Here is an 18,497-nt window from a genome sequence, read left to right on the forward strand (position 1 = left end):
AAATGGGATTGCAGGGTCTCTTTCCGGATACAACTAATTGTTTTTATATGCATTATTAAACAAACACTATATTTTCAGTATTTCCGGATAATCTGCCTACGCTAACCGGGAAAATGGGAATGCGCCCATTGCTGTAACGACACACATTCAACACCAACACAGGTAAAGGAGATGCTGGTGGGATCGGTTCTTTCTATCGGCGGACTGGGAAAGTCTTTTTCCGGTCAGCCAATCCTTCAGGATTTTGACCTCGAAGTAAAAACCAGTGAGTTCATTACGCTTTTAGGCCCTTCGGGGTGCGGCAAAACAACGCTGTTACGTATCATTGCCGGTTTTGAAAAGCCTGATACCGGCACCATCTTTCTTGATGGAAAAAATCTGCTTTCCCTGCCGGCTGAAAAACGCAAGGTAAACACCGTATTTCAAAGCTATGCCCTGTTCCCCCATCTCACTGTGTTCAACAATGTTGCCTTTGGCCTGAAAATCAAAAAAATCAAGGGCCGGGAACTTGAGACGCGGGTGATGCAAGCCCTTGAGCAGGTAAAAATGAAAGAATATGCGTCACGGTATCCCCATCAGCTTTCCGGAGGGCAGCAGCAGCGGGTGGCCATGGCCCGTGCCATTGTCAATCAACCCAAAATTCTTCTGCTGGATGAACCGCTTTCAGCGCTGGATGCACGGCTGCGCCGGGAAATGCAGATTGAACTGAAAAAACTGCAGCGGGAGCTTGGCATCGCCTTTATTTTTGTCACCCATGACCAGGAAGAGGCCTTGTCCATGTCAGACCGAATCCTGGTGATGCAGGAAGGCAGAATTGCCCAGCTCGGCACCCCCCGCCAGGTTTACGAGGAACCGGAAAATCTGTATGTTGCCCGGTTCATCGGCGATATAAACTTTTTCCCGGGGGAGATCCGCGCGGTTTCCGGTTCAGGCCAGGTGGCGGTCACCATTTTTGGCCGGCAGATCACGGCGCACACCCGGCGGCAATTCCAGCCGGGCGACAAGGTGGTGCTGCTGCTTCGGCCCGAAGATTTAAGGCTTTATGAGATCCCCCCGAAGGATATAAAAACCTTTGCCGGCACCATTGTTGAACGCAGTTACCGGGGGGCCACCCTGGATACACGGGTCCGTCTTGATGATGGTCTTTTGTTGACAACCTGCAAATTTTTTGATGAAGATGACCCGGATTTTGACTACACGGTGGGCCAACGGGTCTATATTTCCTGGGTTAAAGGCTGGGAGGTCGTTCTGCCTGATGAAAATTGCTGACAAAACCCGGTTCTTCATTATCCTGCTGATCTCAGGATGGTTTATCCTGTTTGGTGTTACGCCGTTGCTGCTGCTTGTCATGACAAGTTTTCTGACCATGGACCCGGCAGATCTGGTCCAATTTTCATTCACCTTAAAGGCCTATTCACAACTGTTTATCGAGCCCGGATATATTATTATTTTCATCCGTTCAGTAAAACTGGCGCTGGCAACAACGCTGCTGTGCCTGGGCTTTGGCTATCCCTTTGCCTGGTACACGGCCCGGATGCCCCCCAAATGGCGGACGTCGGTTCTTATACTGCTGATGATTCCCTTCTGGACCAATTCCCTGGTCAGGACCTATGCCATGCGCATGGTGCTGGGCACCCACGGCATACTCAATAAATCCCTTTTAAGTCTGGGGCTCATCAACACCCCATTGAAAATCATGTATACGGATTATGCGGTATTGGCAGGCCTTTTTTATCTGATGCTGCCCTTTATGGTGCTGCCGCTGTATGCCACCATTGAAAAGCTGAACTTCCAGCTGATTGAAGCCGCACGGGATCTGGGCGCCGGGGCGGTCAGTGCATTTACAAAGATTATCTTTCCCCTGACCCTGCCCGGTATTATGGCCGGCTGTATCATGGTATTTGTCCCCACCATGGGGCTTTTCTATGTGGCCTCCCTGTTAGGTGGTGCGCGTCAACTGCTTGTGGGGAACCTGATCCAGCAGCAGTTTCTCAACGCAAGGAACTGGCCCCTGGGCTCGGCCACCAGCATTGTACTCATTATTTTTATGGCGCTGATGCTGATCGGATACGGACTGCTGTTACACCGTTTCAGCCGGGAAAGGAAATAAGCGGATGAGCATGCTCAGGCTGTTTTATTTTGCAGGCATTTTTTTCTATCTCTACCTGCCCATCGGCGTATTGATTGCCAATGCCTTCAACCTGAATAAATACGGCCTGCAATGGGACGGATTTACCTTTAAATGGTTCACAGCCATGCTGGAAAACCATTCCCTGATGGCGGCGGCCCGGCATTCCATTGTCATTGCGGTATGCGCGGCGACCCTGGCCACAATCATTGGCGCCCTGGCCGCCGTCGGACTGAACCGGTACCGGTTTTTCGGACGAAAAGTCATCCAGGGCACAAGCATGACCCTGATGATGGCACCGGACATTATCCTGGCCATTGCCTTTCTTGTCCTTTTCATCTCCCTGGGTATCGGTTTGGGGTTCTGGTCCCTGCTGTTTTCGCACATCACCTTTTGCCTGCCCTTTACCATCATGACCATCACGGGAAGGCTGCAGGATTTTGACCCCAATATTCTTGATGCGGCCAGGGATCTTGGGGCATCGGAAAAAAATATTCTCGCCCGGGTGATTCTGCCCATGATGCGGCCGGCGCTCATTTCAAGCTGGCTTTTGGCCTTTACCCTGTCCCTGGATGATGTCATCATCAGTTCATTTGTTACAGGTCCAAGTTACGATGTATTGCCGTTAAAAATATTTTCAATGGTTAAAGTGGGAGTCAAACCTGAAGTGAACGCCCTTGCCGCCCTTCTGGTGTTGCTCTCCCTTGCATTGGTTATTGTCAGTCAATTAATGTTGAAGGAGAAAAAAATCGCATGAAGCCTTTATTTAAATCTCTTATTATTCTTACTGTCGTGGTGGTTGCCGCCATCCAGGCCCTGGCCGCAGAAAAAATTTATGTTTACAACTGGACGGAATATCTGCCCGAATCAGTGCTTGCACAATTCACCGAAAAGACCGGCATTGAGGTGGTTTACACCACCTATGACAGCAATGAGACCATGTATGCCAAACTCAAGTTGATTAAAAAAGACGGGTATGATGTGGCGGTACCCTCAACCTACTTTGTTTCAAAGATGGGCAGGGAAGGCATGCTCATGACACTGGACCACACCCGTTTACCCAACATGAAGCACCTTGATCCGGACATTTTGAACAAAGATTATGACCCGGACAACAACTATTCCATTCCCTATATGTGGGGGTCCACCGGCATTGCCGTGAACACCGACGAAATCCCCCAAGAACAGATCACATCCTGGAAAGATCTGTGGAAACCGGAATTTAAAGGCAAACTGCTGCTCCAGGACGATTTGCGGGAAGTGTTTCACATGGCGCTGCGCATCAAGGGGTTTTCCGGGAACACCACGAATCCTGGGGAAATTGAACAGGCCTACCTGCTGCTCAAGGATTTGATGCCCAATGTGCTGCTGTTTAATTCCGATTCCCCGAGACTGCCCTTTCTGGCAGGCGAGGTCGGCATCGGCATGATCTGGAATGGCGAAGCCTGGATGGCCCAAAAAGAAAACCCGGCCATCCGGTATGTATATCCCAAAGAAGGCGCAAGCTTCTGGGTGGACAGCTTTGTCATCCCCCAGGGGGCAAGAAACCCCAAAGGCGCGCATGCGTTTATCAACTTCATGATGAATCCCGACGTGGCCAAAGCCTGTGTCGAAGAGTACGGATACCCCACCCCGGTAAAGCCGGCCATTGCCCTGCTGGATTCAAACATCAGCAGCAACCGGACCATCTTTCCTGACGCGAAGGTCATCCAGCAAGGGGAGTTCCAGAATGACGTGGGACCGGCCATTGAGATTTATCAGAAGTACTGGGAAAAGCTTCGCACCGGCAACTAGCACCCTAACTCCATTGATCACTTTGGGCTTGGTCATAACATCGGGTACAGCGTAGGTTGGGTTGAACGAGGTGAAACCCAACAACTTATCGGCGTTGGGTTTCGTTCCTCAACCCAACCTACCGGAAATCCGTATGGCTTAAAATATGACCAAGGCCATCACTTTTTTTTATATGAAAGTTTTGAGTTTTGAGTTATGAGTAGTGAGATTAAAAACAAGCTGTTTTCCTCAATACTCATAACTCACATTTTTCATTGTTAGTTGTGTTCGACGGGGTATGAGGGGGATATTCAAATTCAAAGCAGGTACCCTAAAATGAAATCTAAAAATGATACCAACATTAATATTAAGGCGACGTTGGCCAGAAATGAAGCTCTTTTTCAAGGCCTTTACGACAATATGACCAGTGGATCTGCGATTTATGAAGTCCTTCATGACGGTTCAAAAGGATCTGATTATATTGTCAAAAAGTTCAATAAAAAAAGTCTTGAGATTGAGGGGAAAACCTTGGGTCAGGTTATCGGCAAGAGCCTGTTTGACCTAAGACCCAACATTGATGACTATGGCTTGATTCCTGCTATGAAGCGGGTCTGGGAAACAGGGGAACCATGCGTTTTTCCTGTCAAAATATATGAGGATGACATATTTTCAAACTACTATGAAAATTATATTTTCAAGCTTCCAACCGGTGAAATTGTAACAATATATAATGATGTTACAGACCAAAAAAATGCAGAGATCGCTCTACAGAAAAGTGAACAAAAATACAGACATCTCATTCAAACGGCTTCGGATGCCATTTATTTGATTTCAGAAAACGGGCGATTCTCCGATGTGAATCCTGCAGCCTGCAGTATGTTGAACCGTAGTCGTGAAGAAATTCTTAATCTCGATATTGGTGGTATCGATCCCAATTTCAGCGTTGAAGGGTTTTATGAATTCTGGAGAGAAACACCTTTGGATGCACCCATCATTTTTGAAACTACACATTTGCACAAAAATGGTTCCCTGGTTCCGGTTGAAGTGAGCGGGCAAAAATTCCAGGTCGGTGAGGATGTGTTTTTTTTCGGAATTGCTCGAAATATTGCCGACCGCAAAAAGGCTGAGGCTGAACATGCAAAACTGCAGGCCCAATTGATGCAGTCTCGAAAAATGGAATCCATAGGCACGCTTGCCGGTGGCATAGCACATGAATTCAATAATATCCTGAGTATCATCATTGGAAATAATGAGTTGATAATGGAAGACCTGCCGGAATGGAGTTTTTCCAGGGAAAACTGTAAAGAGATCCATGTGGCAGGCCTGCGTGCAAGAGATATTGTAAAACATCTGCTCACATTCAGCAGGCAGGATGATTCAATTAAAAAGTCTATGAATATTCGGTCTGTCGTCAAAGAATCCTTGAAACTCATTAAATCGACAACACCCACATATATAGAAATCAGGGAAGATCTTTCCCCGGACTGCTTTCCTGTTGTTGGTGATGCAACCCAAATCAATCAAATCCTGATCAATCTTGTCAACAATGCTGTTTATGCGCTGCCCGCCTCCGGTGGAAGAATAGATATTGAGCTTTCCGGCACAGTTATACCCCCTTCAAATAGACCTTCAGTAAACAAACCGGCACCAGGCAAATATGTCAGACTGCTGGTACGGGATAATGGGAGTGGTATGGATAAAGACATACTTGAAAAAATATTTGACCCCTATTTCACAACAAAAGATGTTGATGAAGGCAGTGGGCTTGGGTTGTCCGTGGTCCATGGAATTGTTCAAAATCATAATGGATCAATCACATGTGATAGTATCAAAGGCCGGGGAACCACATTTACTATTCTGCTGCCTGCACACGATGGACCTGTTGAAGCACAATCTGAGCAAAACACGACGCTGCCGGGAAGAGGTGAACGTATCCTCTACGTAGATGATGAACCCTCGATCGCCAAACTCGGTAAACGGCATTTGGCGGCATTGGGATATAACGCTTTTTCAACAACGGATCCTGTTGAAGCGCTTGAAATGATAAAATCTGAACCCAATCGATTCGATCTCATTATTTCTGATATGGCAATGCCCAAATTACCAGGAGACCGGCTCATCGCCGAAATTTTAACTGTAAAACCTGGAATGCCGACGATGATATGTACGGGCTACAGTTCAAGGATGTCTGAAACAACAGCATCGGAAATGGGTATAAAAACATTTCTGATGAAGCCGTTAAATAAAAACGAACTGGCAAAAAAAGTCCGAGACGTACTCGATAATAACTGAACACATCTGCCCCCCTGTTCCTTTCTTCTTACTCATTCTTACCCGTCGAGTATGAATGATGAGAAATTCCTGCTTCATAGAGTGTGCCCGAACAAACTGCTTAGGTCTCATTTCCTCTCCACAGGCTTAAAATTCCGTAGAACCTACGGTATTTACTACTTATTGCTTTTTTGTGATGCACAACACAAAGCTTGGTTTTCGCGGTTGTTTTATGCACATAGCCCAAAAGATTTTACATGCTTCAGGTCTGTAAAGCATAACCCTATATCTTTTCAAAGAACTTAAGGAATTATAGCAGAAAGAATGATATTGTGAAAGTGAAAAATTAGTTGCTCAAAATGAAAAATAACAATCAAGTTTTAAAAAGAAAATGACTATAGTTGATCGCTCCTGATGCGCAAAATTGAATATCCCGATAATGAGAATACAAGTACATAAGGATTTTCAATTTGCCAAACCTCCTTATTTTATATAGGTCTTGAATCGTTTCTGGTTTTAAAATGTAAAGGAGTCAATCAGATGATCAATGTCACTAAACCTGCCCGGGAACAGGTCAGGATGTACTTTGAAGGCAAAGAAATTGCGCCCATCAGAATTTTTCTTAACAGCGCCGGGTGCGCTGGACCAAGCCTTGCCATGGCCTTGGATGAAAAAAAAGAGACCGATGCCGTATTTACCTTTGATGATGTGGAATACATCATGGATAAGGATCTTTTAGAAAAGGCAAGCCCGGTGGATATTGATTTCGCAGGAACCGGCTTTCGCCTTGAATCCGGCCTGAAACCGACAGGCGGATGTACGGGGTGCAGCGGCGGGACATGCACTAGTTAACCGAAAGGCTAAGTATGGTTGACAAAGTCCACCTTCATCCCAAATTAAAAAAACAGCTTGCGGCAATGAAAGGCCAGGCCAATGCCCCGTTCATTGCTGCGGGCCGTGCCGAAAAAATCATTGAGGCCATGATTAAAGGCCGGACATCCCAGACATCCGGACTATTCAGGGCATATTCAGATGCCCGGGTGAAAAATTCCTGGAAATATGATCTTGGTGGAGGATACCGTCTGATTTGCATCCGCACCAAACAAAGCATTTACGTCATGCATGTAGGCAATCACGAAAGCTGTGATGCCTGGTTGAAGAATAATTCAAAAAAACAGCCCTGGAATGCTGAAATTAAAATGACCACATTCACCATTCGTGATACCCAGAAACCCTTTGATTTTCAAATATTTCGGTCGCCGGGCCGGGAACCGGATTTTGACGATAAATACCTGACACCCATTCCCCAGGAATACCTGAGAAAAATCTTCTGCGGTCTTGTGGCCGGTTGATACGCGGAGTGTTAGCGAATTATCTGAAATTTACAAACAATGCTGATGTCAAAATAAAAAAACTTTTCAAAGGAGAATATTATGACCGAGGTAGCAAAAAAAATTGATCATGGAACAAAGTCAGCGTTTAAAACAAAACTGATGGATAAACTGCCCAATGGTGTGAATCTCAATATGTGCCTGACATGCGGTGTATGCGCGTCCGGCTGCCCGGCAACCGGGCTTGAAAATATGGACCCGCGCAAATTTGTCAGAATGGTGGCGCTGGGCATGGACGAAGAACTGACCATGCACCCATGGGTGTGGATGTGTTCCCAATGCCAGCGGTGTGTTTATGTCTGCCCCATGAATATCGACATCGCGGCAATAATCTTTGAGGCCCGGAATTTATGGCCCCGGGAAGAAAGACCCAAAGGCATTTTAGGCTCCTGTGACATGGCCATGAGAAATAGCTGTGGCAGCGCCATGGGTATCTCTGAAGAGGACTTTGAATGGGTGGTTGGGGACATTCTTGACGAAGTTCGTGAAGACCAGCCGGGCTGGGAAGATCTTGAAGCCCCGGTCAATAAAGAAGGTGCTCATTTTTTTCTAAGCCAGAATTCCCGTGAACCAGGCACGGAACCCGAGGAGATGGTTCCGTTGTGGAAAATCCTGCATATTGTCGGTGCAGACTGGACCTACGCCACACGAGGCTGGGGTGGAGAAAATTACTGCATGTTCCTTGCCGATGATGAAAGCTGGGAAAAAACCGCAAGAAACTCCATTGAATCTGCTAAGGAATTAGGTTGTAAGGTGTATTTAAACACCGAATGCGGCCACGCCACCTATGCCATATGGAAGGGCCAGCAAAAATACAATATCGATAAGACCGGTCTTGAGATTGCACCCATTGTTCCATATTATGCCAAATGGATACGGGAAGGTAAATTGAAACCCAATTCCGACTGGAACAAAGACTTAAAAATCAAATTTACATGCCAGGATCCCTGTCAACAGGTTCGCAAAAGTTTTGGTGACCCCCTGGCCGATGATTTACGCTTTGTTATCAAAACCTGTGTGGGTGAAGAAAATTTCGTTGATATGACGCCGAACTATTCCAACAATTTTTGTTGCGGCGGCGGCGGTGGATATCTTCAATCCGGGTATAACGACGCACGTTTGAAATATGGTGAAATCAAAAAAGACCAGATCCTGGCCACCGCTGCCGACTACTGCGTTACGCCCTGTCACAACTGCCATGATCAAATTCATAAACTTGCGGATCACTATGAATGTAAATACCATACCATTCATTTATGGACACTGATTGCGTTTTCCCTGGGCGTACTTGGTGCGACGGAACGGACATATCTGGGGCCGGACCTGAAACCACTTAACATGCCGGAAGGCCAGGAATTAGAAGACGAATATTAAGACATTATGTGACATTTTAGATTTCCGGGGGCAGGATCTATTTTATCTTCACGATACCATGTCCCCGCATTCCTATCGAAAAATTCAATTTGATTCTACCTTTTCTATTTATATTTTCGCTTTGCTTCAAACATCTGCCTTCCTTATATTATTTCTTTTTAAGCCATAAAAAAGGAGCATACAATGCGCGAAGATTATACCCCCATGTGGGAAAGCCTTGGTATGGATTTAAGTGCCCATGACGCCTTGCTCGGCGTTCTGGAACAAGGCTACCGGGATATTTACCTGGCCCAGAAAAATCGCCCCGAAGGCATGGGGTATTTTGATTTTGTCATGAGTGAGGTTCATGGCTTGCGGATCAAGGAACTTTTGGACGAAAAAAAACAGAATCGCAAGATCATCGGCAGCTATTGTGTGTTTGTCCCCGAAGAGATCGTTCTTGCCGGCGGTGCCACCCTGATCGGATTGTGTTCCGGGGCGGATTTTGCCGTTGAAGAAGTGGAAAAACATTTGCCCAGAAACACCTGCTCATTGATCAAGTCTTCCTTTGGCTTCAAACTTGGCAAGGTCTGTCCCTACCTTGAATGCGCGGACATGATTGTGGGAGAAAACACCTGTGACGGCAAGAAAAAAGCCTATGAAATCTTTGCCGGTATGGTGGACAACCTTTATGTCATGGACCTGCCCCAGGTGAAATCGACCCAGGGACGTGCGCTGCTCAAGGAAGAATTTGAACGGTTCAAAACAGCAGTGGAGGAATTGACCGGCAATAAAATCACCGTTGAGGCCCTTAAAGAAGGGATTAAGGTGGTCAATGCCAAACGAGCCGCCCTGCACCGGTTGGCAATATTAAGAAAGGCAGATCCCGCGCCCATTTCAGGCCTTGACGCACTTTTGGCCAACCAGGTTTTCTTTTACGACAATCCGGCCCGGTTCACTGAATCCGTGAACAAAATATGCGACGAACTTGAGGTACGGATAAAAGAGAACCAGGGCGCATTTCCATCCAAAACCCCTAGAATTCTTATCTCCGGCTGTCCCATGGCCGTACCCAACTGGAAACTGCCCTGGATCATTGAAACCAGCGGTGCTGTGATCGTGGGCGAGGAAGCCTGCGTGGGCGAACGGGGCACCCGGAATCTGACCGATGATTCAGGGCAAAGCCTGGATGAATTGATGGAGGCCTTCACGGACCGGTATTTCAAGGTGGATTGCGCTATTTTTACCCCCAACCAGGAAAGGAGCGACCATATTGTTGACATGGCCCAAGCCTATGGTGCAAATGGGGTGATCCATTACGGTCTGCAGTTCTGTCAGCCCTATATTATGGAATCCATTCCTGTGGAAAATACACTTGAAAACTTAGGCATTCCCTGTATGAGGATTGAAACCGACTACGGCATGGAGGACGTGGGGCAGCTTAAGACCCGGGTGGAAGCCTTTATCGAACAAATTTCAGATTAAGGAAATTAATGATTTGCGCAGGCATTGATATCGGTTCCAGAAGCATTGAGCTGGTACTGGTTGAAAACGAAAAGGTTATCGAAACCCGCCAGACCGATACCGGATTTGATCCCATTTCCCAGGCCCGGAAGGTAATGAAAGGGATCAAATTTGACCAAATCATGGCCACAGGTTACGGACGCAACCTTTTTGAAGTGGCGTATGATGATGCATCAACGGTCACGGAAATCAAAGCCCATGCCGCAGGTGTCCGGTGTGAATTCCCCGAGGCCCTTGCCATTCTGGACATCGGCGGCCAGGACAGTAAATCCATCCGGCTTAACGACCAGGGCCGGGTGGTAAAATTTGAAATGAATGACCGGTGTGCGGCAGGTACGGGAAAATTTCTTGAAATCATGGCCCATAATCTGGGATTTTCCCTGGATGAGTTTGGTCCGGCCGCCCTTGCGGCCCAAAAAGATCTTCAAATCAACAGCATGTGTACCGTCTTTGCCGAGTCTGAAGTGACATCGCTCATTGCCAAGGGCCAGGACCGGCAGGAGATTGCCCGGGGTCTTCACTCGAGTGTGGTCAAGCGTGCCGTGGGCATGCTGAACCGCGTGGGGGCCCAAGGGCCCATCGTATTTTCCGGCGGGGTGGCCCAAAATCCATGTATGGTGCAGATGATGGCGGATGCCTTGGGCAAAGAGATCCTTGTACCCGATCATCCTCAGATGATGGGCGCTTTAGGGGCAGCCATGATTATGGCTGCAAAACAATAACACGACAGTGACACTTTCAAAATCACCCTTGTCTATGGAGCATTTTATAGCTCTAAATCAGCTGAAATTATGTAAAAAAGACAAAGTGTCGCTGTCATGATAAGATGTTTAAAAAATGCAACATTTTTCGGCATCCTTCATATCCCCATAAAAGTACTTTACACTTTTTTGGAAAGGACCTTGAAAAACGGGGCTTGGCTTCAAAAAGTGTAAAGTAGTTATGAAGGATGCCCATTTTTCTAATCAATTTTTTTGCATCTTATTTTCCGATAAATTCACTTGTCCATCTCGGCAAGTGGGGTTCCTGACCTTCCTTAAGCATCCATTTCCATTGTTCATCGGTCAACCGATCGGACATAGGCTTTTTGAATTCGTAATAGGAGAATACAGGCCCCCGTAATATCTTTTCCATTCCCTCAATAGAAACCCTGACATAGATGATAAAGGGAAACCCGACGCCCTCTTCAAGCACCTGTCTTGAATTGGGGTCGGTGTGAACATCGGCTATCACAGCCATATTACCATCAGTATCTGAGGCGATTCTTGGCATGATGTTATGAGAAAATTCAGTTAAGGATTTTAGAGTCGGACCTATGTTCCAGATGGTCTTATATTCGTTTTCCGTTAATGCCTCTCCGGTAAGCTCTTTTTTTGAAATGGTCTCGAGTATACCCACTAATCTTTCATATTGTATTAACTTATCTTCTATCCTTTTATTGAGGAGCCCCCGCAAAACCATGCCCTTTCTCATCTGTTCTATCATTCGCATAACCCTGGCATATACCTCAGGATACGGTTCTACATATCCATGGGTAAGTTGAGGCCGGGGGCGCAGCCCAGTGCCTGCCATAGTGTAACTCTGTTTTGCATAAAGGATGGTATCATGTCTAAGTTCTGCCCATGAACTGAGGGCGGTATACAGCGCTTTGCCTGTCCAGGCCTTACTACGCATGAAGAGAGGCAAAGGAGCTGCTGAGGGAGATAGAAGGGGTTTTAGGCAATAAAGCCAATTCCAGTATAAATTGGATGACCATTCTTCCTTCTTCTGTTCGAATTCTTTTTTTAGTTTTGCCAGTTGTTCATTGTATCTTTTATACTCGTTATCGCCTTCCTTTTTGATGATATTTTCAGCATGTACTGAACCCAACACTGCCATGATATCCAAGCCTCGAGGAAAGCCCCGGATCGGACCCCTTCTTGACATAACCCAAGTGAAGGGTCTTGAGTTGCCGGTATAAAGCATCACCTTGGGATAGACCAGATTTTGGAATATATATGAATCAGGAGTAAACCTCTGCCCCATAAACCGAAATCCAAGGGTAACATCTTCGGCGCCTTTTTTATCGTCTTCAATATCCAAGACAAAAGTGGAAAGAATTTTAGGTCTTCGTAATTTTCTGGCCTCAGACATGAACCTATCAAGCTTCAATTCATCGTCCAGATCTTTTAGACCCGGTATTTTTCCGTATATTTTTAGCGCAATATCTTTATAATCATAGACATTTAGATCATCTGTTTTTCCTAAAAAGAAGGTGGTCGGTTCATATATTCTCTCCCATACCTCCAATGCGGCCATGCCTTCAAGGCTTGAATCGTTTAATGCCTTTACGATTAACAATGCCTGTCTGGTCATTTGATTAGCCAATCCTTCCGTTATTTCAAGCGATTCACTTGGATTGAGAGAAAAACCCATCCGCCCAAACCACATCATGGCTTTAAAATAAGATCTGAAGTCCTCACTGCGGGTATAGTGTCCTCGGGGGGCATACTGGCTGTAATCTTCCAGGCAGCCAAAAACAGGAGAATTTTTGAATCCTTCATGTTTCTTGATAAGTTTTATCTCAGCGTCGACTATGTCATTAACATCCGGAGGAATAGCCTCTTTTTCATTTAATAATCCGGCTGCCACGGAAAAAAAGGCGATATTTGCATAAATGGCCTTTTTGACCTCTCCATCTTTTATTGTCCTATAGTCATCGTAAGATGCCTTTATCATAGATTTGGTCAGTTGTTTCAAATCGCTCATCAGATGATCAACTTCGATGGTTCTTAAAAGGTAGTCAAAGAGTAAGTGCATGGTATGCAGGATGGAGTCAGTGGTCAAAAAGATGGGAAAATTATTTTTTCGTAAAACCTCATAGGCCTCGCTCATGTCTTTGTATGCCTTGGTAGGTACGACCACAAAGCTATTCTTCTCCAGTAGTCTTTTTGCATTTTCGTTTAGATTGAGCATTTCGTAAGTTTTCGCTTCACTTGCTCCTGCAACCATATTTAGTGAACAGAAGGGAGCAAGGATGATATATAATATAAGCCAGATGGAAATAATTGTTTTTTTCATGTAATTCACACAATATGGCAATGAAATTAAATAGGAGGGAACCCAATGTCCCCTCCTTTAGGACACAATCATTCAACTTAAGCCGACGTTTTCCTAAATCGACAAGCGAATCCGAGCAGGCCGATTCCCATAAGGAGAATGGTGCTAGGTTCCGGTACAGGGCTTTCTTTTACCGCCATAGTAATTATAGAGTCATAATTATTAGGGGTGCTGAGTCCATAATAATCGGTATGCAAATAACCGTCGCCACCTAACCAAAGATTAGATTCGTTCCACTTACCCGTCCCAGGGTCGATGTAGTCGATCTTACCGGTATTAGCTACATCATCCCATGAAAGAGAGGTGAGGGTAAGATAGTGATCGAAGTCCCCGTTTATAAGTATCTCCACATCCTCGCATGCTACCAATTGATTATACAAAAAGTCCCAACTCGGAATGGTCCCATCATCAACCCAGTCAGGTTTGGAGCCCAGATTAGTAGACCAGCCGTTCCAAGAATATTGCGCTTGATATGTGGTCGTGCCGGGCGCCACCTCTTCTATATACTTCCATTTTCCATAAATAAAATAGTCCCCATACGTGCCTTGAGTAGTCAAATTCATGTAGTCTGAATCTGCGAGTATGTCTGCGACTGCAATCATTTCTTCCGTTTCGTAAATGTCTGGTGTGTTATTCAAGTCTGGTACAAGTAAGTGGTCATATATATCGGAATACTTGTTTTGAAGATACACAAAAGAGTTAACAGCTGCGGTTGGTCCGCAAGCCATATCTGGATTAACGGTAGTTGAATACTGACTCAGCGTGCCATATAGAGTCTTGTCCTTTTCGATATCCCAAGTAGTTGCCAGAACATTGAAAGCCGATAAGAATATTATTATGTTACAACAGAATAACGTTAATAAAAACTTAAACTTTTTCTTTACTAACATAATTTAGCTCCTTTAAGTGCATAGTTGTCTTTGTTAAACAGTTAATTTGTCTTGTTAAAAAAAGTAGAAGTCGAATACAAGAAGCACAAATCGACAGAAAAAATTCTTCTTAATTCATCACCTCCTTTCTAAAAATTAGATGCCGTCTAAATCAAAACTCTTAATTAGACTCTATCTGACAGTTCAAACAGTTGGTCATTGGAGATGGAGAAAGTATTCAATTTAATCACAGACGAGAAGTTTTCAGATCATCAATATCGGTCGGTTTATTTTACTCGATGTTCGAGTTTATAATCCTTGAATTTTTAAAATTTAGATTTAGAATCATGACATAAAATGACTGGTTTTCCAGCCTCTATCGATCTTTGTTTCAGAATCAAGCAAATTAAGTGCCAAAACAAGACTACTTTTCCATATAAACTTTTTAATTAAATAATATTATACGCAATAAACACCTTTGCCAAATTATATTTTTTATGTTTTGGGTTCAAAATACAATTCTTTATAATCCAATAAAATTAATATTTTATACTTTTAGGTTTAAGCAGTTTTAATCCTTTTTTGAGACTGGCGAAGGTATTGGCAATATGAAGAATTTATATAGAGATGTTTGAAAGACGTATTTTTTATTTACCGAGGATTATGGGAGTCAAGGCTTTTTATGAAAAATATGTAATGTTTTTATGAAAACCATGTAATAACCCACATTCAGTAGCCTCAAGTCAAAAAAAGAGTTAAACAAACATGACTATTGAATACGGCACAAAACAGATGAAAGAAAATTTTTGGGCCACTAACTTTCGGCAAGGCTCTTAAAGCACATAGAGAAGGTGAAGCGCTTTCACAATCGGCTTTTGCAAAAGCGCTTGGAATTTCCCCGCAAAGCCTTTGCGACCTGGAAAAAGGCCGTCGGACGCCATCAGTCAAAAGAGCGGCTAAAATTGGGCTGTCTAAAAACCCGCTTTTCGGATGATTATTTTTGCCCGCTTTTTGGATATACCTAAAATCTGTTGAACGACCTATTCTGAAAGGCATTTCAACAACTCAAAACTCAAAAGAGGGCCAAAAAGTGCGCAAACGAAAATGGCAGATTTAGACACCCCAGGCTAAAATTGCTCGTATTATTGGCATGTCGGAAAAAACGTGGGGTAAGCTTGCTATCCAGGACATGATCGGAGAAGCTGAACTGGAATATAATGTATTCAGTGGCTTAAATAGGCATTAAACTATACCTGGGAGCGCAGCGTAGATTGGGTTGAACGAAGTGAAACCCAACAACTTATCGGTGTTGGGTTTCGTTCCTCAACCCAACCTACCGGAAATCCGTATGGCCTAAAATATGACCAAGGTCCGAAAACACCAAATGCTACAACAATCATACAGCCAGTGCCATAAGAATGGCTTCTTTTATTCTTTTCGCAGACCACATTTGCATTTTTTTTATCTCCTGAGTGCAATGATGGCATCAATTTTTGAAAAATTAAGCGCCATGTTACACTGAAACCTGATGCATAATCAGCGATCCTGCAATAAACCACATGGTTGCGCAAACCAGGCTGTCAAGGATTCGCCAGGATATTTGTTTTTGAAACAAGGGCGCCAGCATCTGTCCGCCAAGGCTTAAGCTAATAAACCATATGACAGATGCGCAAACCGCCCCGATCCAGAAATACAGGCGCATTTGCCCGTGAAATTGACTGCTTATACTGCCCAGAAGAATGACCGTATCCAGATAAAAATGCGGGTTGAGCAGGGTAACCGCCAACGTTGCGATTACCGCAGCTCCCAATGACGGTACGGCGTTGTCCCGGGCCTGCAACCGCCCGCCTTTCACAGCGGAACGAAATGACCCGAAACCATAAAAAATAAGAAAACCTGCCCCGCCCCAGGTCACCCATTGCGAAAAAACGGGGTTACCGGACACAAAAGAGCCGAAGCCTGCAACACCTGCTGAAATAAAAACCGTATCACAAATAATGCAGATCAATGCGATAATGAAATGATGATTTTTGCGAACGCCTTGGGAAAGAACAAAGGCGTTTTGTGCGCCAATGGCCACAATCAATCCGCCGCCGGTACCAAAACCCTGTAAAAATGGTGCTATCATTTCTTCTCCTTGAAATTTTAATGTATTAAATGAGGCAAAAGGCATTGGTTTTAACGTCGACCGCTGTGGGGGCAGGCCACCGTGACTGCCCTGACGAGGGCAACCACAGAGGGATTGCCCCTACGAAAAATGGCCTACAATAGAATCAAGCCCAGGCAAAAATATGACAATAGAGTCGAAAAGTAAAATTAATTGTTTTTATTTTTCATAAATTTTACTAATAATACTTCATGTTTGATTATAAACTCATTGAAGCGTTGGCCATGATTTCCATGGAAGGCGGTTTTGACAAGGCAGCCAAGGTATTGCACTTAACCCAGTCTGCTGTTTCCCAGCGCCTAAAGCAGCTTGAACAGGCAACAGGCCAGGTGCTGATAGCACGCACCACCCCGCCCAAAGCGACCGTTGGCGGTCAAAAACTGATCAAACACTATCTTCAGGTCAAAAGGCTTGAGGATGATCTGTCAAGGCAAATAAATGATTCCGGTACCAGGGAATTTTCATCCCTGACCATAGGTGTCAATGCAGACAGCCTTGCTTTGTGGTTTTTAGAGGCAGTCCGCCCGTTTTTAACCCGGGAAAAGGTGCTGCTTGATATTCGTGTCAACGACCAGGAGCAGACCCATAAACTGTTTAAAAACGGGGAAGTAATGGGCTGCGTCAGCACCCTGGCGCAACCCATGCAGGGATCAAAAATTGAATACATCGGCCGCATGCATTACCACATGAGTGCAACACCGCAGTTTGCCGCCCGCTGGTTTCCCAAAGGCCTGAATGCCGAAAATGTTCAGCATGCCCCGGCGGTTATTTTTGACAGGCATGACTCACTGCACCACAAACTTTTGCTGAAAGCTGTAGGCCTGAAATCTTCATATATTTTGGCCCACTATGTCCCTTCAGTAGAGAAATTTGCAGATTTTATCACACAAGGCCTGGCCTACGGCGCCCTGCCTTACCAGCAAAGCAGACCACTTTTAGAAAGTGGAAAAATCATTGACCTGCTGCCCGATTTTAATGTACCTGTAGACCTTTACTGGCATTGCTGGAATCTGAAATCAGATCTGCTGGACAACCTGACGGAAACCTTAACCGGATTTGCAAAATTTACAAAAAATAGAGGATTTGCAAATAATGTTTGATAGTACTCCAACTTTGGTTTTTCCAGGTATGCATTTTGCTTAGTTCAATAATAGCTTCGTATACAGAATGTTGTTCTGAAGCATACCAAAGTTGAAGTACAATATTCGGCCAGAATACTGCAAAGCAATATATGTGCCAAGAAAAACCAAAGTTGGAGTACTAGAGTATTCTTTGAGCCATTGGGTAGCATTTTTTACAGCTGCTGTTCTATTAAACATATCTCCAGGCCCGGATATGGCTTTCATACTTGGTCAGACGGCAAAAAGAGGAGTGAGATCGGGTTTTTCAGCAATGTTTGGTATTTGGACTGGGGCATTTATCCATGTCATTTTTGCGGCGCTGGGCTTATCTGCTGTTTTGGCCTCTTCAGCCCTGGCATTTTCAACAATTAAATGGATTGGTGCTGCGTATCTTATTTGGCTTGGAATACAGCCTCTACGGTCTAAAGGAACCAGTATATCTGTTAATGGTCAAATTTCTCCAAAAGGTCTGATGCCGATATTCAGACAGGGTGTGCTGGTATCCGTATTAAATCCTAAAGTTGCTGTTTTCTTCCTGGCGTTTCTTCCGCAATTTGTTGAAGCTGGCGCAGGACCCGTTGGCGCACAATTTTTCCTCCATGGTTCTCTAATTATTTTCGTAGCAGCCTTTGTTGAGCCTCCTTTGATTCTTGTTGGTGGTAAATTAACAGGTTATCTCAGCAATAACACAATAGTTTCCCGTTGGATGGATCGTGGCCTTGGTGCTTTATTTGTTGGATTAGGCATTAAATTGGCATCGAGTGACCGCTTTTGATATAAATTTATGACAAAATGGGCAAG

The 18,497-nt window shown here is 44.8% G+C and carries 16 protein-coding genes; 13 read left to right on the forward strand and 3 right to left on the reverse strand.

The features are described from left to right. The first annotated feature begins 177 nt into the window (after nt 1-177). The 10 genes from potA to HXW94_RS00665 all read left to right on the forward strand — a co-directional run bounded on the left by potA (nt 178) and on the right by HXW94_RS00665 (nt 11,162). The gene (gene potA / locus HXW94_RS00620; protein WP_343054511.1) at nt 178-1,269 is read left to right on the forward strand and encodes a spermidine/putrescine ABC transporter ATP-binding protein PotA; all 1,092 of its coding nucleotides are present in this window, start codon (nt 178-180) and stop codon (nt 1,267-1,269) included. After that, entirely contained in the window at nt 1,256-2,110 is an 855-nt protein-coding gene (locus HXW94_RS00625; protein ID WP_178364967.1) for an ABC transporter permease subunit, read from the forward strand. Before potA ends, HXW94_RS00625 begins: the two co-directional genes overlap by 14 nt. Nucleotides 2,111-2,114: 4 nt before the next feature. Next, nucleotides 2,115-2,885: a spermidine/putrescine ABC transporter permease PotC gene (gene potC, locus HXW94_RS00630; protein ID WP_218576511.1), complete on the forward strand. Its 771-nt coding sequence runs from the start codon at nt 2,115-2,117 to the stop codon at nt 2,883-2,885. Next, complete coding sequence (locus HXW94_RS00635; protein ID WP_178364968.1) at nt 2,882-3,922, forward strand: extracellular solute-binding protein; 1,041 nt, start codon at nt 2,882-2,884, stop codon at nt 3,920-3,922. The genes potC and HXW94_RS00635 overlap by 4 nt, the downstream gene beginning before the upstream one ends. Before the next feature lie 315 nt (nt 3,923-4,237). Next, complete coding sequence (locus tag HXW94_RS00640) at nt 4,238-6,193, forward strand: PAS domain-containing hybrid sensor histidine kinase/response regulator (protein WP_178364969.1); 1,956 nt, start codon at nt 4,238-4,240, stop codon at nt 6,191-6,193. Nucleotides 6,194-6,712: 519 nt separating this feature from the next. Further along, nucleotides 6,713-7,024: an IscA/HesB family protein gene (locus HXW94_RS00645; RefSeq protein WP_178364970.1), complete on the forward strand. Its 312-nt coding sequence runs from the start codon at nt 6,713-6,715 to the stop codon at nt 7,022-7,024. Between the two features lie 14 nt (nt 7,025-7,038). Beyond that, complete coding sequence (locus HXW94_RS00650) at nt 7,039-7,524, forward strand: hypothetical protein (RefSeq protein WP_178364971.1); 486 nt, start codon at nt 7,039-7,041, stop codon at nt 7,522-7,524. An 81-nt stretch (nt 7,525-7,605) separates the two neighbouring features. Then, complete coding sequence (locus HXW94_RS00655) at nt 7,606-8,937, forward strand: (Fe-S)-binding protein (RefSeq protein ID WP_178364972.1); 1,332 nt, start codon at nt 7,606-7,608, stop codon at nt 8,935-8,937. A gap of 183 nt (nt 8,938-9,120) precedes the next feature. Further along, nucleotides 9,121-10,401: a double-cubane-cluster-containing anaerobic reductase gene (locus HXW94_RS00660; protein WP_178364973.1), complete on the forward strand. Its 1,281-nt coding sequence runs from the start codon at nt 9,121-9,123 to the stop codon at nt 10,399-10,401. Nucleotides 10,402-10,409: 8 nt separating this feature from the next. After that, the gene (locus HXW94_RS00665; protein WP_178364974.1) at nt 10,410-11,162 is read left to right on the forward strand and encodes an acyl-CoA dehydratase activase; all 753 of its coding nucleotides are present in this window, start codon (nt 10,410-10,412) and stop codon (nt 11,160-11,162) included. A gap of 259 nt (nt 11,163-11,421) precedes the next feature. Here HXW94_RS00665 and HXW94_RS00670 read toward each other — a convergent pair whose 3' ends face one another. Further along, a complete protein-coding gene (locus tag HXW94_RS00670) occupies nt 11,422-13,500 on the reverse strand; it encodes a DUF3160 domain-containing protein (RefSeq protein ID WP_178364975.1) in 2,079 nt (692 codons plus the stop codon). A gap of 77 nt (nt 13,501-13,577) precedes the next feature. Continuing rightward, nucleotides 13,578-14,429: a PEP-CTERM sorting domain-containing protein gene (locus HXW94_RS00675; RefSeq protein WP_178364976.1), complete on the reverse strand. Its 852-nt coding sequence runs from the start codon at nt 14,427-14,429 to the stop codon at nt 13,578-13,580. Between the two features lie 781 nt (nt 14,430-15,210). On the opposite strand from HXW94_RS00675, the gene HXW94_RS20255 reads away from it, so the two are divergent. After that, nucleotides 15,211-15,402, forward strand: coding sequence for a helix-turn-helix transcriptional regulator (locus HXW94_RS20255; protein ID WP_178365070.1), 192 nt, complete (start codon nt 15,211-15,213; stop codon nt 15,400-15,402). Nucleotides 15,403-15,921: 519 nt separating this feature from the next. Here HXW94_RS20255 and HXW94_RS00685 read toward each other — a convergent pair. Continuing rightward, on the reverse strand, nt 15,922-16,536 hold the full coding sequence (locus HXW94_RS00685; RefSeq protein ID WP_178364977.1) for a LysE/ArgO family amino acid transporter: 615 nt from the start codon (nt 16,534-16,536) through the stop codon (nt 15,922-15,924). A 230-nt stretch (nt 16,537-16,766) separates the two neighbouring features. Between HXW94_RS00685 and HXW94_RS00690 the strand changes: the two genes are divergently transcribed. Both HXW94_RS00690 and HXW94_RS00695 read left to right on the forward strand, forming a co-directional pair. After that, the gene (locus HXW94_RS00690) at nt 16,767-17,675 is read left to right on the forward strand and encodes a LysR family transcriptional regulator ArgP (RefSeq protein WP_178364978.1); all 909 of its coding nucleotides are present in this window, start codon (nt 16,767-16,769) and stop codon (nt 17,673-17,675) included. A gap of 91 nt (nt 17,676-17,766) precedes the next feature. Further along, nucleotides 17,767-18,471: a LysE family translocator gene (locus tag HXW94_RS00695; RefSeq protein ID WP_218576512.1), complete on the forward strand. Its 705-nt coding sequence runs from the start codon at nt 17,767-17,769 to the stop codon at nt 18,469-18,471. Nucleotides 18,472-18,497: the final 26 nt, after the last annotated feature.

Source organism: Desulfobacter latus, from assembly GCF_013389365.1.
Classification (GTDB): domain Bacteria; phylum Desulfobacterota; class Desulfobacteria; order Desulfobacterales; family Desulfobacteraceae; genus Desulfobacter; species Desulfobacter latus.